Source organism: Fervidicola ferrireducens (genome assembly GCF_001562425.1).
GTDB lineage: Bacteria > Bacillota > Thermosediminibacteria > Thermosediminibacterales > Thermosediminibacteraceae > Fervidicola > Fervidicola ferrireducens.
In genome coordinates this window covers 116,618-140,117 of record NZ_LOED01000002.1, presented here as the reverse complement: position 1 = coordinate 140,117, position 23,500 = coordinate 116,618, and the positions used below count along the sequence as shown (strand labels likewise).

The window sequence follows — 23,500 nt, the reverse complement described above, 5'->3', positions numbered from 1 at the left end:
GTGTTTTTTATCACGAATTTTTCAATAAGTATTGTTGCTTATTGCAGGTATCCGGATTTGGAGTGGTGTTTTATGTTTAAAGAAAAAGTGTTAAAATAACAAACTGATATTATGAAGCGAATAAAATAGACAAAATACCTAAAAAGGATATAGGGGGTTAAATCCACCGGGGGTGAGGGGGTTGGAGTCAAAAGAATTGCTCGAAAATTGCCGGATTTGCCCGAGGCGGTGCGGTGTCAACCGGTTAAAAGGTGAGAAGGGGTTTTGCGGTGCTCTTGATAAAATAGTGGTGGCAAAAGCCTTTGCCCATCGCTGGGAAGAACCGTGTATAAGCGGCCATAAAGGTTCAGGGACCGTGTTTTTTTCAGGTTGCAACTTGAAGTGCGTCTTTTGCCAGAATTACAGGATAAGTCAGGAATGGTTCGGCAAGGCTGTCGAAGAAAAGGATCTTGTGGAAATTTTTTTAAACCTCCAGGCAAAGGGGGTGCACAACATAAACCTGGTAACGCCGACGATTTATACGCCCCAGCTTGCATCGGCGCTGGAAAAGGCAAAAGATAAAGGGCTTACCGTTCCCGTGGTATGGAATTCCAACGCCTATGAAAACCCTGAAATGCTCCAAATGCTGGAAGGCCTGGTGGACGTATACCTTCCGGACCTCAAGTATTGCGACGAAACCCCGGCCAGGAAATATTCAAACGCACCTGACTATTTCAGGTGCGCCACAAAGGCCATTTTGGAGATGTACCGCCAGGTGGGAGAACCGGTTTTCGACGAAAAGGGCATCATAAAAAGGGGGCTAATTATAAGGCACCTGGTATTGCCCGGATTAAAGGAAGATTCTAAAAAAGTCCTCGGTTTTATAAAATCTAATTTGCCTTCCGGCGTATACGTAAGCCTCATGGGCCAGTACATGCCGTGTTTCAGGACCGGTGAATTTCCGGAAATAAATCGCCCGCTGTCCAAGGAGGAATATGAGGAGGTAATAGAGTATTTTTTTGAATTGGGGCTTGAAAATGGTTTTGCTCAGGAAGAGGGGGCCGATTCCCCAAAGTACGTGCCGGATTTCGATTTAGAAGGAGTATAATTTTTGTTTAAAAATGGGAGGGATTATTGTGAAAGACCCTAGGCTTGAGAAACTGGCCAAAATCCTTATTCACTATTCGGTGGAGCTTAAGGAAGGTGAAAAGATACTGATCGAAGGGGGGCCTGGAGAAGCGCCGCTTATAAAGGAACTGGTGCGGGAGGCCTACAGAACCGGGGCAAAGCCCTTCGTTTCCCTAGGAATGCAGGAGATCCAGCGGGAGATAATGATGAACTTAAACGAGGAAATTGCAAGCATGATGGCCCGCTATGATGCGGAGCGGATGAAGGACATGGACGCCTATATAGGAATCCGAGGCGGGGACAATGCGGCGGAGCTTTCCGATGTGCCCGACGAGAAAAAATCGATTTACATGCAGTTTTACACCAAACCCGTTCACGGCGACATAAGGGTCCCCCGCACCAAATGGTGCGTTTTAAGATACCCCAACGCTTCGATGGCCCAGCTGGCCGACACCAGCACGGAGGCCTTCGAGGATTTTTACTTTAAGGTCTGCTGTCTTGATTACGAAAAGATGTCGAAGGCCATGGATCCTTTGGTGGACCTCATGAATAAGACCAAAAAGGTAAGGATAACAGGCCCGGGCACCGAATTAGAATTTTCCATAGAAGGCATCAACGCGGTAAAGTGCGACGGCAAAAAAAATATTCCCGACGGCGAAATTTACACGGCACCCGTCAGAAATTCGGTTAACGGCTACATAACATATAATACACCGGCGCTCTACCAGGGATATACCTTCGAAAATATAAGGTTTGAGTTCAAGGACGGCAAAATAGTTAAGGCCACCGCCAATGATACAGAAAGGCTCAACAAAATTTTGGACACCGATGAAGGTGCGAGGTACATCGGCGAGTTTGCCATCGGGGTCAACCCCTACATATTAAAACCCATGAAGGATACGCTTTTCGATGAGAAAATATCGGGAAGTATACACCTCACTCCCGGAAGGGCTTACAAGGAGTGCGACAACGGCAACGACTCGGCCATTCACTGGGACCTGGTGTACATCCAGAGGCCCGAGTACGGCGGCGGAGAGATATGGTTCGACGATGTGCTGGTAAGGAAGGACGGGCGCTTTGTGCCTGAAGAGCTCCAGGGGCTAAATCCCGAAAATCTGGCTTAATCTTCAAAAAGCCTTTCAGCGAGTCTTTCGATTTTTTCCTTCCGCAGTCGGGTCGAAGTTTCGTCTATCGAGAGATGCTCTAAGTCTATCACATCTCCTTCCCGGGCATTTTCGGGAAGGAGATGCTTTTTTATATTTATCATCCTTCCGTCAACTGTTTCGATGACGGCAAAGTCCCCCTCGAAACGGTCTATTATGCCTTTTTTACCCATTATTTCCCCTCCCGCTGCTACCTATTACTTATATTTCTTTACTTTGAAGTCGTGACTTTTATCTTTGTGCCGTCGCTTTCCATTACTACATGGCCATCTTCAGCCGTCGCGTATATTTTTACCCCGAACTTATTTAGATTTTGCAGGGTTTCCCGGTGGGGATGGCCGTAGTCGTTATTTCTTCCGTAACTTATTACGGCATACTTCGGCGATACCGCCTTCAAAAATCCTATGGAGGTACTTGAACTGCTGCCGTGGTGCCCCACTTTGAGCACGTCGGCCTTCAAGTCGTAGCCTTTCTTAAGCATTTCCTCCTCCGAGAGCTTTTCGGCATCGCCGGTTAAAAGAAAGGAAGTATTTTTATAAGTTATTTTAAGCACGGCACTGTAGTTGTTCAATTCATCGTAGCGGGCGCTGTTGGGGGCAAGCACCCGAATATCGACATCTTCCTCCAGGGGTATATTCATACCGCCTTTTAATGGGGTAATCCTTAGGTTTTTTTCGGATACAGCATTTAGAAAATTTTCGAAAGTCCTGGTGGTGGTGGTAACCCTGGGCATGTAGATTTTCCCTATCTCAAAAAAGCGTATCACTTCGTCCATGGAACCTATATGGTCTTCATGAGGGTGGGTGACGACAACGGCGTCGATTCTCTTTATTCCTAGACCCTTTATGTAATTGATTATCGTTTCTGAATCGTCGTTGTTTCCGGCATCCACCAGCATGGTACTACCTCCGGGAAAGACGAGAAAAATGCTGTCGGCCTGGCCGACGTCTAAAAAGCTAACCTTGAGTGTTCCGGGAGGGACATCTTTGTTTTCCTGTTCTAGTTGAACTTCTACCGAGCAACCGGCAAGAAGTATAGCGGTGAGTATTGTAAGCAAAAGATATAAGATGAAAGCAAATTTGATGTTTTTCATGGGCCTTTTCCTTTCATTGCGAGATGTTGAGATATACCGGGATGATGATATTTTAACAGATTTTAATGGTTTATAGCAAGGTCTAAAAAAGCCAGGGGGTTTATGCCCCTAGCCCGGACCGGTTAATCCCAGCAAAACCTATTGTCGCCGCCGGCGCAGGTTCCGCCATCAGTGGCATCTTTTCTCTTATAGGCGTCACAATAGGTGCCTTCTTTAGAAGTGCAGTTGGGCCTTATGGCATTGACCATAACGTTTTCGGCGCAGCACTCTAAGTTCCTGTTGTATTTGCAGGTGGTGACGTTGCACTTTAGATTGGGCATGGTCACACCTCCGCGGTAAAAGTTTTCTACTAACTAGTATTTCCACATGGGAGGAATTAACTCTTTTTTGTAGAATTAATTTTACGGGGTGTAAATTTTGAATAGGTTAAATTTGCAACGGGTCATCGATAAATTTAACCTGGAGGTTCTCGTAAAATCAAAAAGTTTGCCGGAAATTTCCGTCATCGACCTCAACCGGCCGGGCCTTGAGCTCGCTGGGTTTTTCGATTATTTTGCCTATGAAAGAATCCAGATACTCGGCATGACGGAAATCACTTTTTTAAAAAGCTTGCCTCCTGAAGTGAGATACGAGCGCCTGGAAAAACTTTTCTCGTACCAAATTCCATGCGTTATAATAACCAGGAACCTGGAACCTTCCGAGGAATTTTTGAACCTTGCGAAAAAGCACGGCAGGTGGGTGCTAAGGAGCCCGGAAGCCACTACCAGGCTCATGAGCAGATTGACGGACTTTCTTGAAAGCGAAATGGCTCCCAGGACTACCGTTCATGGGGTTCTTATGGATGTTTACGGTGTGGGAATCTTGCTGGTCGGTGAAAGCGGGATAGGAAAGAGCGAGACTGCGGTAGAACTCATAAAAAGAGGTCACCGTCTGGTGGCCGACGATGTGGTGGAAATAAAGCAGGTCGCCAAAAATGTATTGATAGGTTCGGCTCCCGAAGTGGTTCGCCATTACCTGGAAGTGAGGGGCCTTGGCATCATAGATGTGAAGACCGTATTTGGCGCAGGAGCCGTAAGAGATGACATGAGAATAGATTTGGTGATAGAAATGGTAGAGTGGGAAAAATATACAGAAAAAGACCGGCTTGGCCTGGAGGAGGAAATGATAACGATTTTGGAATCTTCGATTCCGAAAAAGACCATTCCGATAAGACCGGGGAGAAATCTCGCCGCCATTATAGAAGTGGCGGCAATGGACCGCAGGTTGAAGGCGATGGGCTATAATGCCGCGTTCATTTTTGCCCGCAGGGTTATGGACAAAATCCAGGAAGAAGGGAGTAAATAACCATACAAAGGAGGTATGATCAATGTTAGATGAGCTAGAAAAAATAAAGCAGCTAGACAAAGAAAGGATGTTCGACCTCATTTACAGACTGCCGGAACAATGCGAGGAGGCAGTAAAGATCGCAGACAGTGCGGTAAAGGGCCTGAAGTTTCACAATATCGTCAACGTCGTTATATGCGGAATGGGAGGGTCGGCCATAGGCGGCGACCTCACCAGAATGATGGCCCAGGATTCATGCTATCTGCCTATTTTCGTGAACAGGGATTACCACCTGCCTTCATTTGTGGACGAGAGGACCTTGGTAATAGCATCCAGTTATTCAGGGAATACCGAGGAGACCCTTGCGGCTTATGATGAAGCAAAGGAGAAGAAAGCCCAGATTGTGGCCATAACAACAGGAGGAGAGCTTAAAAATAAAGCTATGGCGGATGAAGTGCCGGTGATTACTATACCGGCCGGGATGCCGCCGCGCGCGGCCATAGGATATTCTTTCATGCCGCTTTTGGTACTTTTGGAAGAAGTGGGAATCGTTCATAATTGTGCAAAGCAGATTTCGGGTGCCATTGGACTTATGAAAAAAGTAAGGCAGGATTTGGCGCCCGAAGTTCCGGAAGGTAAAAACCCGGCTAAGACCCTTGCAAGGAGGCTTTACGGCAAAATTCCCGTCATATACGGCTCCCAGGGGGTAACCGACGCCCTGGCGGTGCGCTGGAAGGGACAAATGAATGAAAACGGCAAGCATCCGGCATTCTTCAATGTTTTCCCCGAGCTCAATCACAACGAGATAATGGGCTTCGAAGGTGATCCTAAACTCCTTGAAATGATGGAAATTGTGATTTTAAGGTCGCCTGAAGAAAACGAACGCGTCAAAAAGAGAATCGAAATTACTTCGGCTCTGATAAAGGAAATGGTCTCGGGCGTAAATGAGGTATGGCCGCTTGGAGAAACCAGATTGGAGAGAATTATGTACCACGTGATCTTCGGTGATTACGTGAGCGCCTATCTTGCCGTATTAAATGAAAAAGACCCGACCGAAATAGATTTTATAAACACCCTGAAAAGCCGCATGAAAGACTAAAAGTATGAAGGCGAGTGATTTTTTTGAAACTGGAAGTGGATACTCACTGTCATACGGTGGCAAGCGGCCACGCCTATAGCACCGTCATCGAAAATGCTAAGGCCGCCGCGACTAAAGGTCTCAAAATGATAGCCATAACCGACCACGGGCCTTCGATGCCGGGCGGCCCCCATCCTTATCATTTCGGCAACCTGAAGGTTTTGCCAAGAGAAATTGAGGGTGTCTTCATCCTTCGCGGGGTAGAGGCCAATATTCTGGATTACGACGGGACTTTAGACCTGCCGGAAAATTATTTGAGGAATCTGGACATAGTACTTGCGGGCTTTCACACTTACTGTTACCCCGGTGGCACAGTGGAAGAAAACACCCGGGCGGCCATCAACGCCATGAAAAATCCTCATGTGGATGTGCTTGTGCATCCAGGGAATCCGGAATTCCCGATTGATATAGATAAAGTTGTTGAAGCTGCTATAGAGTTCGGCGTGCATCTTGAAATCAACAACAGTTCTTTTACCGTAAGCCGGCGCGGCAGCGAGGAAAACTGCCTGCTGATAGCAAAAAAGGCGGCAAAACTCGGCGCGAAGATTGTAGTTGGCAGCGACGCCCATATATGTTTCGACGTGGGCAATTTTGAAAAGGCCCTGAGCGTGATAGAGGAAGCCGGCCTTCCCGAGGAAAATATACTCAATACCTCGGTCGAAAAGGTAATCTCTTATTTAAAGTCGAAGGGAAGGGAAATACCGGCGGTAAGGCGGGAGCCTGGAGCAAAAATTTAATTTGGGGGGTTTTTGTGATGACCGTTGTTTATTTGAACGGAAAGAGAGTGGACTACAGTGATGCAAAGGTATCGGTGGAGGACAGGGGATTTCAATTCGGTGATGGCCTTTATGAAGTCGTAAGGGTTTACGAAGGCAGGTTCTTTTATCTGGATAGGCACTTAGAAAGACTGAAGAAAGGCGCCCAGGAGATATACTTGAATTTCGATTTTGACATCGAAGATTTGAAAGAAGTTTGCAAAAAGGCGGTGGCGGATGGAGAATTTAAGGATGCTTCGGTTTACATCCAGGTCACCCGCGGTGCGGCGCCGCGCCAGCACAATTTCCCGGAGAAAAGCACATGCACCTGGGTGGTTATTGCGCGCGAGGCCAAACCCCAGCCGGAAGAGTACTATGAAAACGGCGTGAGCGCCATCACAGTCCCAGACGAGCGGTGGATGCGCTGCAATGTAAAAACCGTGCAGCTCATCCCGAACTGCATCGCCAAGGAAAAGGCAAAGAAGGCGGGCGCCTACGAAGCCATATTTCACAGGGGCGATATAGTCACCGAAGCTTCGAGCAGCAATGTGTTCATAGTAAAAAACAAAAAGCTCCTTACCCATCCGGCCAACAATCTCATCTTGCACGGGATTACAAGGGGGGTTGTGCTCGAAATCGCCGAAAAATTGGGTTTGGAGCTCGAGGAAGAGACCTTCTCTTTAGACCAGCTCTTCGATGCGGACGAAGTATTCCTGACCGGCACGATGACCGAGGTCATGCCGATAGTAAAAGTGGACGGGAAGATAATAGGAGACGGTGTTCCCGGGGATTTGACAAGAAGTATAATCGAGGAATTCCGAAAATTGACAAAGACCGTTAACCAGTAGGCGTATAATTTTCCTCGCACGGTAATATAGATAGGGTAAAAGGTATTGGGAGGGCAAAGTCATGCGCTTGATACCTTTTACCCGTTTTTTTTGCTTTCTTGTGACCATACTGATTTCCTTGTCCCTTACAGGGTGCGAAGGAAGACATGATGCGAGAAGAAATGAAGAAAAAGAAGTCCCGGTAGTGATAACCCTCTGGGATTTTCCGCGCTGGAAAGATGAAAAAGGGAACAGCTTCGGATGGATAGAAAAGAAGATCGCCGAATTCGAAAAATCCCACCCGGGGGTATTCGTGCATCTTAGAAAAATGAAGTGGGAGTACGGCCCGATTGAGCTTAAAGCAGCCGCTGCAACCGGCACCAACCCAGATATAGCACCGGTGGCCGGAGATATCGACTTCATCCTCAAAGGTTATCTAGAGCCGGTGGATGAATTCTTCACACAAGAAGAGCTCGAAAAGTACGACCGGAGAACTTTGGATTCTTTGAGCTACGGAGGCAAACTGTACGGCTTTCCGTGGTTCATAACGACGAACGCGTTGTTTTTGAACGCCGATATGTTTCGGGAAAGAAATGTAAAGATCCCACCGGATGGAAGGTGGAGTTATCAAGAGTTCGTGGAATCCCTCCAAAAATTGACTGTTGATAAAAATCGGGACGGAAAGCCCGAGTGTTTCGGGTTCAGCGCCTTGCTTGCTGCGGGAAGTTACCAGCTCTGGAATTTCCTCACCATGGATGGAGCCAAAATTTTCGACGAGGATGGCAATTTTGCGCTCAACAGTCCCGAAGGCATATCCGCCCTCGGCAAACTTGTGGACCTTTCGGCCAAGTACAAGGTGGTTCCCGAAGATTTTGGCACGAGCGATGAAAAAAAGGTGTGGGGCGATTTTGCTGAAAAGAGGAAAATAGCTGTGTATCCCGCAGGTCCCTGGGCCATTAACATTCTAAAAGAGAATCTAAAAAAAGGAAACGGCTTTAATTTTGAAATAGCCCACTATCCTTCCGGAAGCGGAAAGGCAAAACCGATTGCCACCGTAGCCGGATACTCCATCTTTAAGCAAGAAGACCCCAAAAAGAAGGCCTTGTGCGCCGAATTTTTGAAGTTTATAACTTCTGAAAAGGAACAGGAAGCATTATCTGGATACGGTGTGTTTCCCGCCATAAAGGACCTTCAAGACAAAATGACAAAGGATACTTTTATGAGGCGGATGAAAGAGATACTCGATGATTCAGAGATACTCCCAAAAATCCCGAATTTTGCCATGGTTGAAGAGATAATCACGACCCAGATACGCCAAGCCATCCTCGGCAAGAAAACCCCCGAGCAGGCTTTAATAGACGCGGAAGCGGAAATAAAGAAAGTTCGGGAAGCTTTCGCGCAAGATTTTCCTGTTGATGGAAATTCTAAATAGCGGAATAAAAATTTAGCCGGAAATCCGGGGGGATCTGCATGTCGAAAGCAATGACCGAAAGCTTTTATATGGGGATTTACCCGGTACGATGCGGTAGTTATACCATTATAACGGTTATCCGTGTGGACATGAGCGGATTTGCTTTAAACGGCGGTTTTATTTTTTTTGCAGACCTTGTACCGCACACCCTTGTAATTTTATATGATGAAAACATATTGGAAGCTTATTCTTCGAAAACTTAGGGATAAAATTTTCTTCGACTCTGAGAAATAGTTTGTAGAATTAATGTATAATTTATGTTAGGAGTGTGATTTTTGAGATGTAATAATGATTCTAATAAAGTTCTAGCGAAAGGGAGATAGCCGTGGACAAAATTTCTATTTACAACGACCTTTGTAAGGTAATACCTTCTGACAGGGTGAAAATAGACGAGCCAATGAAATATCACACTTCTTTCCGGATAGGCGGACCTGCAGACGTGATGGTGCTGCCTCAAGACGTCGACGAAATAAGGAAGGTGGTAAATTATTGCAACCAAAACAGCATCCCCTTTTTCGTGATGGGAAATGGCACGAACCTGCTGGTGCGGGACAAGGGGATAAGAGGAGTTGTAATTAAAATTGCCCAGAATTTCAACGATGTTAAAGTAGAGGGCAATATAATAAAAGCCAGGGCTGGTGCGCTTTTGTCTTTGGTCGCCAAAGCGGCTTTAGAAAACGGTCTTACCGGCTTGGAGTTCGCAAGCGGTATTCCGGGTACCCTCGGCGGGGCGATAATAATGAATGCAGGTGCGTACGATGGCGAAATGGCCAAAGTGGTAAGAGAAGTGGTGGTGATGGATTTAAAGGGAGAAATATCTTCCATGAAAAACGAAGAACTGGATTTTTCTTATCGGTGGTGCAAGCTTCAAACCGGTGGAAAAATCGTCCTGGAAGCGAAGCTTGAGCTAGAGGCCGGAGCATACGAAGATATTAAGAGAAAGATGGAGGAATTTTCGAAAAGGAGAAAAATGAAACAACCTCTAAATATGCCCAGCGCAGGCAGCACCTTCAAAAGACCGCCGGGGAATTATGCGGGTTTTTTGATTGAAAAGGCGGGGTTGAAGGGTTTTAAAGTGGGAGATGCAATGGTTTCAGAGCTTCACGCCGGGTTCATAGTGAATACCGGCAATGCCACTGCCAAAGACGTGCTTAGTTTAATAGAAATTATTCAAAACAGGGTAAAAGAAAAGTTTGGCATTTTGCTTGAACCCGAAATAAAAGTGGTCGGAGAGGGATAGGGGGGAAGAAAAGTGATAATAGGCCTCGATGTCGGCGGCACTCATATTGACGCTGTGCTTTTAAGCAATGGAAAGGTCCTCAGAACGGCAAAAGTGCCCTATTCTTCCGGTTCCATAGTTGAAGGTATTTGTAGTGCAATTGATGAACTGACGGAGGATGTCGACCCCGGGAAGATAAACAGGGTTAATTTGAGCACCACCATTTGCACCAACGCAGTGCTTGAGGGAAAGACATCGCCCGTAGGCATGATATTGGAAAGCGGCCCCGGGCTTGATGCTTCATTTTTGGCGTGCGGCGAAGAAAACGTTTTTCTGGACGGTTACATAGACCACCGCGGTCAGGAAGTGAAGCCTTTTAATGAGAACATAGTTCGTGATGCTTCCGTGCACTTCAAAGAGAAGGGGATTTTAAGCGTCGGTATTGCGACCAAGTTTTCCGTCCGTAACCCCGTTCACGAGCTAAAAGCGAAAGAATTGCTGGGAGGGGATTTCTGTCCGGTCACGATGGGACATGCCCTCTCCGGGAAACTAAATTTTCCGAGAAGAGTTTACACTACTTATCTGAATGCGGCCGTGTACGAACGCTTTCGTTTTTTCGCTTCGGCCATAGATAAAGCTTTTGAAGAAAGAGGGATAAGAGCCCCCGTAAATGTGCTCAAAGCTGACGGTGGAACGATGAACCTTAAAAAAGCAGTGTCTTTCCCGGTGTATACCGTTTTATCAGGGCCGTCCGCCAGCGTTATGGGATGCTGGGTGCTTTCCGATAACCACGAAGATGCGGTAATTCTGGATATAGGTGGGACTACGACCGATATTTCTTTTTTTGCAGGAGGAATTCCTCTGCTCGAACCCAGGGGGATTAAGATCGGAGCTTATCCCACCCTTGTGAGGGCTATTTACTCTCACTCGGTTGCTATCGGCGGCGATAGTGCCGTGAGGTTCGAAGGGGATAAACTGGTTATAGGCCCCCGAAGGGAAGGACCGCCTAAAGCTTTAGGAGGGCCGATGCCTACACCCACCGATGCGATGATATTACTAGAGCTTTTAAACCTCGGAAAAAAGGAAAAGGCCTATATTGCCATGAAAGAGTTAGGGGAGGTCATGGGGATATCGCCAGAGGAAACAGCGCATTTAATTCTTGACAGGATGGGAGATTTGATAAAGGAACGGGTGTATGAACTCCTTAAGGATTTGAATAGCAGGCCGGTTTATACCATTCGGGAGCTTTTATACGGGGAAAAGATAACTCCTAAGAGAGCCGTCATAATCGGCGGGCCCGCAAAGGCGCTGTCTTTGATGCTGGAACGAAAGTTAAAAATTCCGTGCGTTGTTCCCGAAAACTTCGAAGTGGCTAATGCCATCGGGGCCGCTTTGAGCAGGATAACGGCCGAAATAAACTTAATTGCCGATACGGCACAGGGTTACCTGACGGTGCCGGAACTTGGAATAAGGGAAAAAATAGGCAGGGATTTCAATCTGGAGAAAGCCCGAAAGCAAGCGATGGAGTTGATAAAGGAAAGGGCGTCAGCGCTGGGGTCGCTTTCCGAGGATGCGGAGGCGGAAATAGTTGAGGAATCGTGCTTTAACATGGTGAGGGGCTTTTACACCGTCGGCAGGAACATAAGGGTCAAAGCTCAGATAAAACCCGGCGTTAGCAGTTTTGAAATGGATTGAGGGGGATGAGGATGCTTAAGGCAAAAAACAGGCTGGGATTGGTTTTTTTCCCGGCTTTTGATTGGGCTATAAGCCCTACCCATCCCGAAAGAGAAGAAAGGTTGCTTTATACCCTGGATCAGGTCAGCGAGGAAGGTGTGGAGGATATCGAAGGCATCAAGTTTTTTAATCCCGTGTTGGCAAAGGAGGAAGATATAAAGAGGGTGCATTTTTGCGTGCCAGATGTGGATTCGGTGGTGACCAAATCCCACGTGATTTCGGCGGGCGGGGCCATAGCGGCTGCAAGGGCGCTGTTCGAAGGGAAGGTAGATAAGGCTTTTGCCGTGGTCAGGCCGCCGGGACATCACGCCCACAGGGTGGTGTACGGAGACCGGGGGTTTTGCATAATAAACATCGAAGCGATAATGCTGGAGCACATAAGGCAATCCTTTGGACCGAAGAAAGTGGCCATAGTCGACACCGATTGCCACCATGGCGACGGTACCCAGGATATATACTGGAACGACAGGAACACCCTTTTTATTTCCCTTCACCAGGACGGCAGAACGCTTTATCCGGGCAGCGGTTTCCCGGACGAAATGGGAGGACCGGGCGCTTATGGATATACGGTAAATGTACCCCTTCCCCCACAGACCGGTGAAGAAGGTTTTCTTTATGTTATTGAAAACCTGGTCATGCCGATAATAAAGGAATACAAACCCGACCTCGTAGTCAATTCGGCCGGTCAGGACAACCATTATACAGACCCCATAACCAATATGAATTTTACAGCGCAAGGTTATGCTAAACTGACCGAACTTTTAGACCCCGATATAGCGGTTTTAGAGGGAGGATATTCCATAGAAGGGGCGCTGCCTTACGTAAACCTGGGCATAATTTTGGCTTTGGCCGGCCTTGACTATTCGCATGTGAAGGAACCCGACTATGACCCGGATAAAATGAGACAGCCGGGGTGGATTTCCGATTACATAAAGCGCCTGTGTAACGATATATACGGGCGGTGGCTTCGCAAGGAAGAAATTGCAAGAAAGATGTTCGATGGAAAGGACTTTGTCCGGAGGAACAAAAGGATATATTACGATACCATAGGAATAATGGAAAATCAGGAAGAGACCATAAAGGTGTGCAGGTCGTGTTCGGGGTACACTATGATAAAGTCGAAATGCGACCTCGGGTATTTTATCCTCGCAATTGTAATACCTCCCGGAGCATGCCCAAGGTGTGTTGAGGAAGCTCGAAAAATTTACGAAGTTGCGGACCCTGGTGACTACACCGGCATATACCTTCAGGATAGGGTAAACGACGAATTTAAAGTAAAAAAATAATGGAAAAATATGGATGAAGAAAAGACCTCCTGCCTGGTAAAAATATTTACTGATAGAGCGCAGGAGGTGAATTTTTTTGAATTCAATCCAGGGAATGGCTGAAGCTTTTTCGGAAAGCAATCAGAAACTGGAATCCCTTTGCAACCAGATTAAATCGAATATGACAAATGATGTTAGAAATTTAAAAAATATCCAGGATAGTTTGAAACAGGTAAAAAGTTACGTCGAAACCAGCCTGAAGGACCTGGAAGCGGGCCTTGAACAAAACCAGAGCCTGCTTTCAAAGTGGCTGGCCGGGTCCAACACAAAGTTGCTGCAAAAACAGGTGGGGCAGCAGAGAATAAACATACTGGAGAAAATTGCTGAAGTAGAAAACGCTTTGGACCAATTTACAGGCGTCTTTGAAAGCCGGGTGGAAAACTTTAATTCCTCCGCCCAAAAACTCATCCTTGACTTAAAAAATATAGAAAATCAACTAAAAAACGGCCTGTACCAACCTTCTGGTGCATATCCGGAGGCGAATGTAAATCCCGTGATGTCGATTCAACAGACCATTCAGCAGGTTCTATCGACGTTAAACGCTGCGCAGGAAAACATACTGAGAAACCGGGTCCTCAGTCAGTTCAGCAATTCGCTCGATAATATGCTGCAATAACCATATTTTTTTTGTTTAAATCAAATTCCCCCGGGTATATTAAAAAAGAGAAAAACAATAAAGGGGGATAATTATGACTGAAAAAAAGGACCTGGAAGCGACGATTCAAGAAAGGAAAAAAGATGTAGAATTTTCTAATGAGATGGCAGAGAGGCTAAGGCAATCCCAGCTTCAGCAATATCAGCAGCAACAGCAGCAGCAACAGCAGTTGAGCGGACAACAAACGGCCAACCAGTTTCAACAATTGCTCAATCAATTAAAGAACCAGGCACAGACCCAGCAGCAACAGACCGACAATCAGGTTAGCCAGGCCATACAGCAGGCGATAAACGCCCTGAATCAGGCTCAGCAGAGCATTCACGCAAACCAGGTCTTTTACCAGATGAACCAGCTTTTAGACCAGTTCAATAGGCAGCTCCAGCAGTTGAATCAGCAGTTTTTCGGTCAGCAAAATCAAACCTTCGGGCAGCAGGGCCAGCAGCAGTTAGGACAGCTTCAACAGCAATTGCAACAGCTGCAGCAACAGCAGCATCAAATCAGCCAGCAGCTCCAGTAAAAAGAGAGGTTGTTTTTCAACCTCTCTTTTGGTTTGCTCTTGACATATAAAATCGGTAGAATATAATGTAAGTGCGGATGCGAGTCGGTGTGAACTTTTACCCTTCGCATTATGAAGGGAATTTTTTATTAAAAGGGGGGAGCGGCAAGGTGGACGCCGATCCTAGTAATAAGCGAAACAATTTAAAATTTGCCGGGGCCCTCTTGCCGCTCTCCGGCGGCAGGATGTAGCCCCGAGTTTTTCGGGGAGGGAAGTGGATGAAAAATGAAAGGGAGGTCGCTCTTTTAAAACAGTTAATCCTGTCTAGAAAAACCGACGAGATAAAAAGGATACTGTCTAGATTGCATCCAGCAGACATAGCGGAGATTTTGGAAGAAGTAAAAGGCGAAAATAAAAAGGTTTTTTTTGAACTGCTCGACCTGGAAAAAGCCACCGAAGTGCTCGAAGAGCTCGAGCCCGAAGAGAGAATTCCTTACATTGAATCGATTCCCGAAATGCATCTCGTAAAAATTTTAGAAAATATGTCGGTGGACGAAATAATAGACCTGCTCCAGAAACTGCCCGATGAAAAAGTTGAGAAATTGATGGCAAAATTGCCACAGGAGCATCAACAGGAGCTAAAATCCCTCATAAAACTAGCTCAAGATTCTGCCGGCGGCATAATGACCACCGACTATGTTTACCTTTACGACAACATAACCGTGGAAGAGGCCATCGAAGATGTAAGGAAGTTTGGAAGAGAAGCTGAAACCATATACTACCTTTACGTTGTGGACAAAGAAAAACACCTTCTTGGAGTTTTGTCCCTAAGGGAACTCATCGCCGCTCCGAGAAATAAAAGGATTGCTGAAATAATGCATAAAAAAGTGGTTTCCGTTAGAGTGGATGAAGATCAGGAAAAGGTGGCCAAGCTCATTTCCAAATATTCGCTTTTGGCAATACCGGTGGTGGACGCGGAAAATCGCATTCTGGGAATAGTTACGGTGGACGATGCTTTAGAAGTGCTAGAAGAGGAAACCACGGAAGACATCCATAAACTGGCGGGAATAACGCCGGAAGACGATATACTCCTTACCACCAATATATTGGGGGCTGTAAAAAAGAGGCTTCCGTGGCTGGTGGTTTGCCTTTTTGGAGACCTGGTCTCCGGGGTTGTTATAGATGGATATTCAGCCGTTCTGGAAAGCGTGATGGCAGTGGCCTTCTTCATTCCCGTGCTCATGGCCACAGCCGGCAACGTGGGCACCCAGTCCCTGGCATTATCCGTAAGGGGGCTTGCCACAGGGGAAATTTCCATAAAGAACGTGATGAGATTTTTAATCGGCGAAACTTTCGCTGGGATGTTCGTTGGTATTTCTTGCGGCGCCATAATTGCTGCTGTTGCTGCTTTATGGCAGAAGGATTTTCACCTTAGCTTGGTTGTTGGTGCTTCGATGAGCATTGCAATAGTGATTTCAGCATTCATCGGTGTTTTGATTCCCCTGATTTTCTATAAGATGAAAGTTGACCCCGCCGTCGCTTCCGGGCCGTTCATAACCACCATTATCGACGTGACAGCACTGCTGATTTATTTTGCCCTTACGGTGACGTTCCTGGGGATTCAAAAAACAGTGGGTTTCGGGAGGTTTTAAAGATGGGCTCCGGCTTGAATTCGAACGAAATCAAACAGCTTTTAAAAGAAGGTAATTTTATAAAAGCAGCGGAATTTTTAAAGGATAGCCACCCCGTCGACATAGCCGAGCTTTTTTCCGACCTCGAGCCCCGGGAATGTCTCGAGCTTTTCAAAAAATTGGAATTCGGAACCGCCAGGGATGTACTGGAAGAACTAGAGCCCGAAAAAGTAACTTTCATTCTAACTCACATAGCACCGGAAGAAGCTGCTCTTTTGCTGAAAGAGATGTCGACCGATGATGTGGCCGATTATCTGGGGATGCTGCCCGAAAGCGCTCGCCAGAAATTCTTGCATATTATGCACCAGCAGGAACAAAACGAGATAAGGTCCCTGCTTTTATACGATGAAAACACTGCCGGCGGTAGAATGACCACCGAGTTCATAGCTTTTCCGAAAGATATGAAGGCAAAGGAAGCCTTGGACAAATTGGCAGAAATCGCTCCGGATGCTGAAATGATATATTACGTCTACGTCGTGGATGACGGCGGCAAATTACTGGGAGTCCTCTCACTTAGGGACCTAGTGCTTTCCGAACCAGATACGCCTCTTTCGGAAATAATGTATACCGATGTAAAAAAGGTCTTTGCAACTCAGGACCAGGAAGAAGTAATAAGACTTATGGCGAAGTACGGGTTTCTGGCCCTGCCGGTGGTGGATGAAAATAACATTCTTTTAGGCATTGTAACTTTCGATGATGTTATGGATGCAGCCCAGGAAGAGGCTACCGAGGACATTCTCAAAATGGCGGGGGCATCGGAAGAAATAGCTCCGGAAAAAAGTTCGCCACTTTTTAGGGCCAGCAGGAGGTTGCCATGGATATTGGTCGCCCTTTTCGGGGAAATTGTATCAGGAAACGTTATAAAAAATTTTTCAGAAACACTGCAGGCAGTGGTAGCATTGTCGTTTTTCATTCCGCTCTTGATGGATATGGGTGGTAACGTGGGCACCCAATCGGCAGCAATAGTGGTAAGAGGTCTTGCCACAGGACAAATCGAGCCTCTTTTAATATGGAAAAATGTACTGAGGGAAAGTGGCGTGGGGGCAATATTGGGACTGGTTAACGGTGCGATTGTGGCTGCCATAGCATATTTGTGGCAGGGTGCTCCCGCTTTGGGGCTGGTAATCGGGTTGTCCATGGCTCTGAATCTCACCATCGCGGCTTTTTTGGGCACTTTCATACCTTTGATGTGGAATAGACTCGGACGCGACCCTGCAGTGACTTCGGGGCCTTTCGTAACGACGCTCCTCGATGTTATAGGCCTTCTTGTATATTTCAGTACAGCCAACCTCATTTTGAAATTATAGAATAAAACCCCTGCCTTAAAAAGGCAGGGGTCACTTTATGACCTGAAGAATGAAAAATTTCAGGTACCTCGTTTCGTCCGAGGCGGCAAGAATCGGGTGGTCTTTTGCCTGGGTTCTTCTTTCTATAACCCTTAAAGTGACGTGTGCGTCCCAGGCAGCTGACTCTATTATTTCCCAGAACAGGTCTTCATCCACATGGTGGGAACATGACGAGGTGATAAGAAACCCTCCGGGTTTTAAAATTTTTAGACCTCTCAAATTTATTTCCTTATAGCCCCTTATTGCGCCTTCTAAGGCTTGTTTATTTTTGGCAAAAGCAGGGGGGTCCAGTATGACCACATCGAACTTTTTTCCGCTCTTGTAAAAGTGCCTCAAAACGTCAAAAGCGTTCCCTTCGTGAAATTCTATGATGCCTTCAAAGCCGTTCAAGGCGGCGTTTTCCCTGGCAAGTTCTACGGCTTCCCTGGATGAATCAAAGGCGATAACTTTTTTAGCACCGAAACGGGCGGCAGATAAGGCAAAAGAACCTGTGTAGCAGAAACATTCCAAAACTTCGGCGCCTTTTACGAATGGCCCTATGGCGAGGCGGTTCTCCTTTTGGTCGAAAAAGTAGCCGGTTTTCTGGCCGTTTATGACGTCGACGTAAAGTTTTAGGCCGTTTTCTTCTATGAGGATTTTTTCCGGGACGTTTCCATACAGACAACCTTTCGTGAGAGGCAGCCCCTCCAATTCACGGACGGGAACGTCGTTTCTCTCGTAAATTCCACGGGGTTGGAACATTTTCCGGAGGATATCCACGATGACATCTTTGAACCGCTCCATACCCAGAGCCAGTGTTTGAATTACGAATACGTCTTCGAATTTGTCGACTATGAGGGCCGGCAGGAAATCAGCTTCCCCGTAAACCAGCCTGAAACTCCCGTTAAATCCCAATTTTTGCCGGTATTCGAAGGCGTCCTCTATCCTTTTTTTGAAAAAATTTCTGTCGATCTCCTCATCTTTGTTCCTCGTCAAAATTCTCACAGTTATTTGCGACAGGGGATTTATGTAGCCCCTGCCCAGAAATTTACCTTTAAAGTCGTATACTTCTACTAGGTCGCCGGGGCTGTAATTTCCCTCGATTTTTTCTATCTCGGTTTTGAAAACCCAGGGATGTCCCTTTTCTATTCGCTTTTTTCGGTGAGGGGTCAAAATTACTTTGGCCAATTTTTTACCTCCCGTCTAAATCCAGGTCTACAGCTTTTGCGATGATTTTCTGAATGTCGGACATTAGGATGAAAAACCTCTGCTCTGCCTCGAGATATTTCTTTATCAGCGAATGGTGCGAAACTATGTCGTAAAGGTTTTGAAGTTGCCTTTCTGCTTCTTCAGTGGGCCGGCCTGAAAGCTTTAAGGCTTCCACTTCAAGTTGCTTCGCCTTAAGGTCCCTTAGCATTTCTTCCGCCTTAGAGTCTTTTTTCAGTTCTTCAGTTGCTGCTTTAAGTTCCAGATATTCCTGAGAGCGGGAAAGAGCCCTTGCAAGTTCGTGGGCTGCATCGTATACGTTCAATGCGGCCTCCCTCCCGTATTTTTTATGAAATGAAGCAGATCTTTCAAAGAGCCGGCATAATCCGGCTTCGGTTCTATGCCCTTTCTATTTATTATGTAATCGGTGACAAGAAAGGTTTTTATGCCTAATTTGGATGCCACCAGGTCTTCTTCCACGTCGTTTCCCACCATCAGGCATTCTTCGGGATTTGTGCCGATTATGTTTAAAATCTCTTCATAGTATTCCAAGCGAGGCTTTGTAAAATGCATGTTCTCGTATGTAGTGATGAGTTTATAGCTGAAGTTTTCGGCATTTATCCAGCGAAGCCTTTCGCGAATGGCTATTTCGGGGAAGATGGGGTTAGTGGCTATAACAAGTTCGAAGCCCAGACTTTCGGCTTCCTTTAGGATGCTGTAGGATACGGGATTTTGCTTCATCACTTTCTTAAGTTCGGGAAATTTATTCTTATAAAAATCCTCTATTTTGGAGAGCACCGGTTCTCTTTCACATTCAATGCCTTCGAAAAAATTCTCCCAGAAGACTTCCTTGTTGGTCTTTCCAGGGTCCGTGTTGTTAATCATGGCATAGGTCGAATCCCAAAGCTTCTTTACGAAAAGGTCTGGGGGTATCAGGGCTTTCATTTCCCAAGAGAGCATTTTCATATAATTTTCTATGAATTCGTCGGTGTCCAGCGGAAGCAGGGTGCCGTCTAAATCAAAAAGTATCGCCTTCATAAAATCATCTCCCCGAACTTTGCAAAAACTTAAATTGAAGACAACTACAAATTATATTATACTATTTCAAAGGAGGAAAAGTCGATGAAAATATGGGCCGATTTCCATACCCACACTCGCTACAGCCACGGACGCGGAACTATAAGGGATAACGTGGAAGCGGCGATAAAAAAAGGCCTGAAGGCCGTGGGAATATCCGAACACGGCCCTGCCAATATCGGCATCGGCCCGACTCTTGACGATTTTAAAAGAATGAAAGAGGAAATAGAAAACTTGCGGGGGAAGTACAGAGGCATCAAAATACTTTTTGGTTGCGAAGCCAACATAATAAGCGTTGACGGAAAACTTGACCTGCCCGAAAAATTGCTGGAAGAGTTGGATTACGTTATGGTGGGACTTCATCCGATGGTGTGGGGTGTGACTTTAAAGGACTTCTACCATATTTTTTTTGAAAATTTAGCCGCCAAAAGGATAATTCAATTAAGGCCGAAGGTGATGGAGCAGAACACCCGGGCTTTGATAAATGCGCTGAAAAATTACAGGGTGCACATAGTTACCCATCCGGGCCTTCACGTGCCGATAGACACGGCTGCTTTAGCTGAGGCCGCAGCATCTTGCGGCACCGCCATGGAGATAAACGCCGGCCACGGGTATATGACCGAGGAATATGTAAGGATTGCAAAAAGCTTGGGCGTTAAGTTTGCCATTGGCAGCGACGCCCACACTCCTGAAAAGGTAGGGGAGCTGGAAAGAGGAATAGAGATTGCCGTTAAGGGGGGACTTACCGAGGAAGATATCATAAACGCGGGTACAAATTGGGAGGAGAGTTTATGGAGGAAGAGATGAGATTTATAATTATAACAGGGCTCTCGGGGGCGGGCAGAACCCTGGCCCTTCGGATATTCGAGGACCACGGATATTTTTGCGTTGATAACCTGCCCCCTGCGCTAATACCCAAATTTGCGGAACTGTGCCGCCAGACGAGAAAAAATAAAATAGCTCTTGTCATAGACATAAGAGGGGGCGATTTTTTCGACCATCTTTTCGAGAGTTTGAAAAGCTTAAAAAACATGGGTTATTCGTATGAGATTTTATTCCTCGATGCTTCTGATGAAGTTTTGATAAAACGCTACAAGGAAAGCCGCCGCCGTCACCCACTGGCGCCTGAAAGAAGGATAATTGATGGGATAAATCTGGAAAGGAAAAAGCTTGAGCCCCTGAAAGCCGCTTCCAACGTAATCATTGACACCTCCTATAAAACTCCCGCCCAGCTCAAGGAAGAGATAGTGAGGAGATTTATCGAGACAGAAAAGGAAACGGGTCTTTTAATTAACCTGGTTTCTTTCGGGTTTAAACAGGGCTTACCCCTGGATGCGGACCTGGTTTTTGACGTGAGGTTTTTGCCTAACCCATTCTACGTGGATGAACTCAGGATGCTCTCCGGAAATGATCCCAGGGTAAGGGAATTCGTAATGAACTGTCCCGAGAGCCAAAAGTTTCTGGAAAAACTTACCGACCTTTTAAAGTTTCTCATCCCGTGCTATATCCGGGAAGGGAAATCTCAGCTCGTGATCGCCGTAGGATGTACCGGTGGAAGGCACAGGTCAGTGGCCATAGTCAATGAACTGGCGAGTCTTTTGAGAAAAGAAGGTCATAAAGTAATAGTAGAACACAGAGACGAAAACAGTGGCGGGGGTGAGAAGGATGAGCTATAAGATCGTCGCCATAGGAGGTGGAACGGGCCTTCCCAATTTGCTCCGGGGATTGAAACGATACACCAAAAACATTACGGCGATAGTAACCGTTGCCGACGATGGAGGAAGCTCGGGGATTTTGAGGGACGAACTAAAGATACTGCCGCCTGGCGACATAAGGAACTGCCTTTTGGCCCTGGCGAATACGGAACCCCTTATGGAAAAACTTTTTCAGTACCGATTCAATGCGGGTTCGCTCAAAGGGCACAGCTTCGGCAATTTGTTTTTGGCGGCGATGACGGAAATACTTGGGGATTTTGAGCTGGCGATAAAGGAATCAAGCAAGGTGCTGGCTGTAAGCGGGCAGGTTTTACCTTCCACTCTAAGCGACGTAATACTGGCGGCCGAATTCGAAGACGGCACCGTAATAAAGGGGGAATCGCAGATTCCGAGGATGGGGCGAAAAATCAAAAGAATAAGAATCGTTCCGGAGGATGCAAAACCGCTGCCGGAAGCCTTAGAGGCGATAGAGAGGGCGGATGCCGTCATCTTAGGCCCCGGAAGCCTTTATACAAGTATACTGCCAAACCTTCTGATAAAAGATCTGGCTGATGCCGTTAGAAATTCGAGGGCGAAGAAAATATTCGTCGTCAACGTGATGACGCAACCCGGCGAAACCGACGGCTATACCGCTTTCGACCACGTAAAAACGATAATGGAACACGCAGGGGGAAATTTGATAGAGTATGTGATCGTTAATGCGGAAAAAATTCCGGATCATTTACTTTTGAAATACTTGGCAGACGGAGCTTGCCCCGTGGCATGCGATGAAGAAAATATAAAGAAATTGGGCTGCAAGGTGATTTACGGAGAACTTTTAGGTTTTGCGGACGTGGTAAGACATGACCCGATAAAGCTTGCCAAAGTGATAATGGATATAATAAAATAGAGAACAAAGCATAAAATCATGAGGCGGGTGGCCGCGTTGTCCTTTTCTTCGGAAGTGAAGGATGAACTTTCGCGAATATCGGCGGAAAGGGACTGCGAACTGGCAGAACTGGCCGCAATTATAAGGATGAGCGGCAGTATCCAGATAACCGGCGGAGGTAGTACCATCAACATAAAGGTGATCACCGAGAGTGCTTCTACCGCAAGGAGGTTTATACAGCTTTTAAAAAAGTTCCTCGAGGCCGAAGTGGAGATAGTCGTTACAAAAGAAAAAATGAAAAAGCACAATTTGTACGAAGTGACCGCCAGCGCACCCGATATGGGGAACTTTTTAGAAAAAATCGGTATACTCTTTAAAAAGGAAAGGTTTTATATAAAAGATAACATTAAACCGGATCTCATAAGAAAGCGGTGCTGCAGAAAGGCGTACCTGCGGGGCGCTTTTTTGGGCAGCGGGTCAATTAGCGACCCTAAGGGACCGTATCACATGGAATTCGTGGCCGCCAGCAGGGAACAGGCCGAATCTCTGGCAAAACTTATAAACGGTTTTGGATTAAGCGCCCGGGTGGCGGCGAGAAAGGGTACTTTTGTTGTGTACCTCAAAAACGGCGACGATATCCGGGACCTGCTGGGATTGATAGGCGCCAGCGAAAGCCTTTTGAAATTCGAGGATATCAGGGTTTTAAAAGAGATGCGAAATAGCGTAAACCGACTCGTCAACTGCGAAACCGCTAACCTGAACAAAACTGTTGACGCAGCCATCCGCCAGATTGAAATGATAAATTTTTTAAAACAAATTGGGGTTTACGAACACCTGCCGCCCGGGCTCAAGCAAGTAGCTGAGCTGAGGGTAAAACACCCCGATTTAAGCCTTAAGGAGCTGGGGCAGTTGATGACGCCGCCTTTAGGCAAGTCGGGTGTAAACCACCGCTTAAAAAAATTGGAGGAATTTGCAGAAAAAATCAAATCTAAAAGGGAGGAAGAATTATAATGTACGAAAAAACGGTAGTTGTAAAAAACAAGACAGGTTTGCATGCAAGGCCGGCAGCCATGTTTGTCCAGACTGCCAATAAATTCAAGTCGGAGATTTTCATTGAAAAAGAAGGCAAAAAGGTAAATGCCAAGAGCATCATGGGCGTGATGTCGCTGGCGGTAAGTCAGGGGACAACCATAACGATTTCGGCTCAGGGTGAAGACGAAAAGGATGCGGTAGAGGCTTTGGTGGAACTTGTGGAAAGCAAATTCGGGGAAGAATAATTCATAAAGGCCGGGGCCGAGTCAAAAACTCCGGC

The 23,500-nt window shown here is 46.4% G+C and carries 26 protein-coding genes; 20 read left to right on the top strand and 6 right to left on the bottom strand.

The window, feature by feature from the left end:
• Positions 1-181: 181 nt before the first annotated feature.
• Together AN618_RS01770 and AN618_RS01765 are read left to right on the top strand one after the other, a co-directional pair.
• Positions 182-1,087, top strand: coding sequence for a radical SAM protein (locus AN618_RS01770; RefSeq protein WP_187694858.1), 906 nt, complete (start codon positions 182-184; stop codon positions 1,085-1,087).
• Positions 1,088-1,115: 28 nt separating this feature from the next.
• Positions 1,116-2,231: an aminopeptidase gene (locus tag AN618_RS01765; protein WP_066351314.1), complete on the top strand. Its 1,116-nt coding sequence runs from the start codon at positions 1,116-1,118 to the stop codon at positions 2,229-2,231.
• Here AN618_RS01765 and AN618_RS01760 read toward each other — a convergent pair.
• The 3 genes from AN618_RS01760 to AN618_RS01750 form a co-directional block, all read right to left on the bottom strand.
• Positions 2,228-2,443: a DUF3006 domain-containing protein gene (locus AN618_RS01760; protein WP_066351312.1), complete on the bottom strand. Its 216-nt coding sequence runs from the start codon at positions 2,441-2,443 to the stop codon at positions 2,228-2,230. The two genes, AN618_RS01765 and AN618_RS01760, sit on opposite strands and share 4 nt — an antisense overlap.
• Positions 2,444-2,481: 38 nt before the next feature.
• Complete coding sequence (locus AN618_RS01755; protein WP_083514985.1) at positions 2,482-3,363, bottom strand: ComEC/Rec2 family competence protein; 882 nt, start codon at positions 3,361-3,363, stop codon at positions 2,482-2,484.
• Positions 3,364-3,485: 122 nt separating this feature from the next.
• Positions 3,486-3,683, bottom strand: a complete 198-nt coding sequence (locus AN618_RS01750; protein ID WP_066351310.1) for a DUF1540 domain-containing protein — start codon at positions 3,681-3,683, stop codon at positions 3,486-3,488.
• Between the two features lie 97 nt (positions 3,684-3,780).
• On the opposite strand from AN618_RS01750, the gene hprK reads away from it, so the two are divergent.
• From hprK to mgtE (AN618_RS01685), 13 genes are all read left to right on the top strand, one after another.
• Entirely contained in the window at positions 3,781-4,707 is a 927-nt protein-coding gene (hprK, locus tag AN618_RS01745) for an HPr(Ser) kinase/phosphatase (RefSeq protein ID WP_066351308.1), read from the top strand.
• A 22-nt stretch (positions 4,708-4,729) separates the two neighbouring features.
• Positions 4,730-5,785 (top strand): bifunctional phosphoglucose/phosphomannose isomerase, encoded by a 1,056-nt coding sequence (locus tag AN618_RS01740; protein ID WP_066351305.1) that lies wholly within the window; start codon positions 4,730-4,732, stop codon positions 5,783-5,785.
• A 23-nt stretch (positions 5,786-5,808) separates the two neighbouring features.
• Positions 5,809-6,561, top strand: coding sequence for a phosphatase (locus AN618_RS01735; protein WP_066351303.1), 753 nt, complete (start codon positions 5,809-5,811; stop codon positions 6,559-6,561).
• A 17-nt stretch (positions 6,562-6,578) separates the two neighbouring features.
• A complete protein-coding gene (gene dat, locus AN618_RS01730; protein ID WP_245628340.1) occupies positions 6,579-7,427 on the top strand; it encodes a D-amino-acid transaminase in 849 nt (282 codons plus the stop codon).
• Positions 7,428-7,488: 61 nt separating this feature from the next.
• Positions 7,489-8,838: an ABC transporter substrate-binding protein gene (locus AN618_RS01725; RefSeq protein WP_066351299.1), complete on the top strand. Its 1,350-nt coding sequence runs from the start codon at positions 7,489-7,491 to the stop codon at positions 8,836-8,838.
• Positions 8,839-8,876: 38 nt separating this feature from the next.
• Positions 8,877-9,080 carry a hypothetical protein gene (locus tag AN618_RS01720; protein ID WP_066351296.1) on the top strand — a complete coding sequence of 68 codons (204 nt, stop codon included), beginning with the start codon at positions 8,877-8,879 and terminating at the stop codon, positions 9,078-9,080.
• Positions 9,081-9,202: 122 nt separating this feature from the next.
• Positions 9,203-10,117 (top strand): UDP-N-acetylmuramate dehydrogenase, encoded by a 915-nt coding sequence (murB, locus tag AN618_RS01715; RefSeq protein ID WP_066351294.1) that lies wholly within the window; start codon positions 9,203-9,205, stop codon positions 10,115-10,117.
• Between the two features lie 12 nt (positions 10,118-10,129).
• Entirely contained in the window at positions 10,130-11,791 is a 1,662-nt protein-coding gene (locus tag AN618_RS01710; protein ID WP_066351291.1) for a hydantoinase/oxoprolinase family protein, read from the top strand.
• An 11-nt stretch (positions 11,792-11,802) separates the two neighbouring features.
• Positions 11,803-13,116 carry a histone deacetylase family protein gene (locus AN618_RS01705; protein WP_066351286.1) on the top strand — a complete coding sequence of 438 codons (1,314 nt, stop codon included), beginning with the start codon at positions 11,803-11,805 and terminating at the stop codon, positions 13,114-13,116.
• 76 nt (positions 13,117-13,192) lie between these two features.
• Entirely contained in the window at positions 13,193-13,771 is a 579-nt protein-coding gene (locus AN618_RS01700) for a hypothetical protein (RefSeq protein WP_066351283.1), read from the top strand.
• Positions 13,772-13,844: 73 nt separating this feature from the next.
• Complete coding sequence (locus tag AN618_RS01695; RefSeq protein ID WP_066351281.1) at positions 13,845-14,327, top strand: hypothetical protein; 483 nt, start codon at positions 13,845-13,847, stop codon at positions 14,325-14,327.
• Positions 14,328-14,584: 257 nt separating this feature from the next.
• Positions 14,585-15,958 carry a magnesium transporter gene (mgtE, locus tag AN618_RS01690; protein ID WP_066351275.1) on the top strand — a complete coding sequence of 458 codons (1,374 nt, stop codon included), beginning with the start codon at positions 14,585-14,587 and terminating at the stop codon, positions 15,956-15,958.
• Between the two features lie 2 nt (positions 15,959-15,960).
• Complete coding sequence (mgtE, locus tag AN618_RS01685) at positions 15,961-17,304, top strand: magnesium transporter (RefSeq protein ID WP_157081592.1); 1,344 nt, start codon at positions 15,961-15,963, stop codon at positions 17,302-17,304.
• Between the two features lie 30 nt (positions 17,305-17,334).
• Here the strand turns inward: mgtE (AN618_RS01685) and AN618_RS01680 are convergent, their stop codons facing one another.
• Genes AN618_RS01680 through AN618_RS01670 form a run of 3 tightly spaced genes read right to left on the bottom strand, consistent with a single transcriptional unit; the run spans position 17,335 to position 19,566 of the window.
• Positions 17,335-18,510 (bottom strand): class I SAM-dependent rRNA methyltransferase, encoded by a 1,176-nt coding sequence (locus AN618_RS01680; protein WP_066351273.1) that lies wholly within the window; start codon positions 18,508-18,510, stop codon positions 17,335-17,337.
• Between the two features lie 4 nt (positions 18,511-18,514).
• Positions 18,515-18,853: a YlbF/YmcA family competence regulator gene (locus AN618_RS01675; RefSeq protein WP_066351271.1), complete on the bottom strand. Its 339-nt coding sequence runs from the start codon at positions 18,851-18,853 to the stop codon at positions 18,515-18,517.
• Complete coding sequence (locus AN618_RS01670) at positions 18,850-19,566, bottom strand: HAD family hydrolase (protein WP_066351269.1); 717 nt, start codon at positions 19,564-19,566, stop codon at positions 18,850-18,852. Before AN618_RS01670 ends, AN618_RS01675 begins: the two co-directional genes overlap by 4 nt.
• An 84-nt stretch (positions 19,567-19,650) precedes the next feature.
• Between AN618_RS01670 and AN618_RS01665 the strand changes: the two genes are divergently transcribed.
• From AN618_RS01665 to AN618_RS01645, 5 genes are read left to right on the top strand one after another with little or no spacing between them, the layout of a single operon-like run.
• Positions 19,651-20,412: a PHP domain-containing protein gene (locus AN618_RS01665; RefSeq protein ID WP_066351267.1), complete on the top strand. Its 762-nt coding sequence runs from the start codon at positions 19,651-19,653 to the stop codon at positions 20,410-20,412.
• Positions 20,409-21,281, top strand: coding sequence for an RNase adapter RapZ (gene rapZ / locus AN618_RS01660; RefSeq protein WP_066351380.1), 873 nt, complete (start codon positions 20,409-20,411; stop codon positions 21,279-21,281). The genes AN618_RS01665 and rapZ overlap by 4 nt, the downstream gene beginning before the upstream one ends.
• A complete protein-coding gene (locus AN618_RS01655; RefSeq protein ID WP_066351265.1) occupies positions 21,271-22,209 on the top strand; it encodes a gluconeogenesis factor YvcK family protein in 939 nt (312 codons plus the stop codon). The genes rapZ and AN618_RS01655 overlap by 11 nt, the downstream gene beginning before the upstream one ends.
• A gap of 27 nt (positions 22,210-22,236) precedes the next feature.
• A complete protein-coding gene (gene whiA / locus AN618_RS01650; RefSeq protein ID WP_245628339.1) occupies positions 22,237-23,199 on the top strand; it encodes a DNA-binding protein WhiA in 963 nt (320 codons plus the stop codon).
• Positions 23,199-23,465: an HPr family phosphocarrier protein gene (locus AN618_RS01645; protein WP_066351259.1), complete on the top strand. Its 267-nt coding sequence runs from the start codon at positions 23,199-23,201 to the stop codon at positions 23,463-23,465. Before whiA ends, AN618_RS01645 begins: the two co-directional genes overlap by 1 nt.
• Positions 23,466-23,500 lie beyond the last annotated feature (35 nt).

Bases quoted from the DNA above. Each gene is read 5' to 3' on its own strand.
- AN618_RS01760 (WP_066351312.1), bottom strand. From the start codon at position 2,443: ATGGGTAAAAAAGGCATAATAGACCGTTTCGAGGGGGACTTTGCCGTC.
- AN618_RS01755 (WP_083514985.1), bottom strand. From the start codon at position 3,363: ATGAAAAACATCAAATTTGCTTTCATCTTATATCTTTTGCTTACAATA.
- AN618_RS01750 (WP_066351310.1), bottom strand. From the start codon at position 3,683: ATGCCCAATCTAAAGTGCAACGTCACCACCTGCAAATACAACAGGAAC.
- AN618_RS01740 (WP_066351305.1), top strand. From the start codon at position 4,730: ATGTTAGATGAGCTAGAAAAAATAAAGCAGCTAGACAAAGAAAGGATG.
- dat (WP_245628340.1), top strand. From the start codon at position 6,579: ATGACCGTTGTTTATTTGAACGGAAAGAGAGTGGACTACAGTGATGCA.
- AN618_RS01725 (WP_066351299.1), top strand. From the start codon at position 7,489: ATGCGCTTGATACCTTTTACCCGTTTTTTTTGCTTTCTTGTGACCATA.
- AN618_RS01720 (WP_066351296.1), top strand. From the start codon at position 8,877: ATGTCGAAAGCAATGACCGAAAGCTTTTATATGGGGATTTACCCGGTA.
- AN618_RS01705 (WP_066351286.1), top strand. From the start codon at position 11,803: ATGCTTAAGGCAAAAAACAGGCTGGGATTGGTTTTTTTCCCGGCTTTT.
- AN618_RS01695 (WP_066351281.1), top strand. From the start codon at position 13,845: ATGACTGAAAAAAAGGACCTGGAAGCGACGATTCAAGAAAGGAAAAAA.
- mgtE (WP_066351275.1), top strand. From the start codon at position 14,585: ATGAAAAATGAAAGGGAGGTCGCTCTTTTAAAACAGTTAATCCTGTCT.
- mgtE (WP_157081592.1), top strand. From the start codon at position 15,961: ATGGGCTCCGGCTTGAATTCGAACGAAATCAAACAGCTTTTAAAAGAA.
- AN618_RS01670 (WP_066351269.1), bottom strand. From the start codon at position 19,566: ATGAAGGCGATACTTTTTGATTTAGACGGCACCCTGCTTCCGCTGGAC.
- AN618_RS01665 (WP_066351267.1), top strand. From the start codon at position 19,651: ATGAAAATATGGGCCGATTTCCATACCCACACTCGCTACAGCCACGGA.
- rapZ (WP_066351380.1), top strand. From the start codon at position 20,409: ATGAGATTTATAATTATAACAGGGCTCTCGGGGGCGGGCAGAACCCTG.
- AN618_RS01655 (WP_066351265.1), top strand. From the start codon at position 21,271: ATGAGCTATAAGATCGTCGCCATAGGAGGTGGAACGGGCCTTCCCAAT.
- AN618_RS01645 (WP_066351259.1), top strand. From the start codon at position 23,199: ATGTACGAAAAAACGGTAGTTGTAAAAAACAAGACAGGTTTGCATGCA.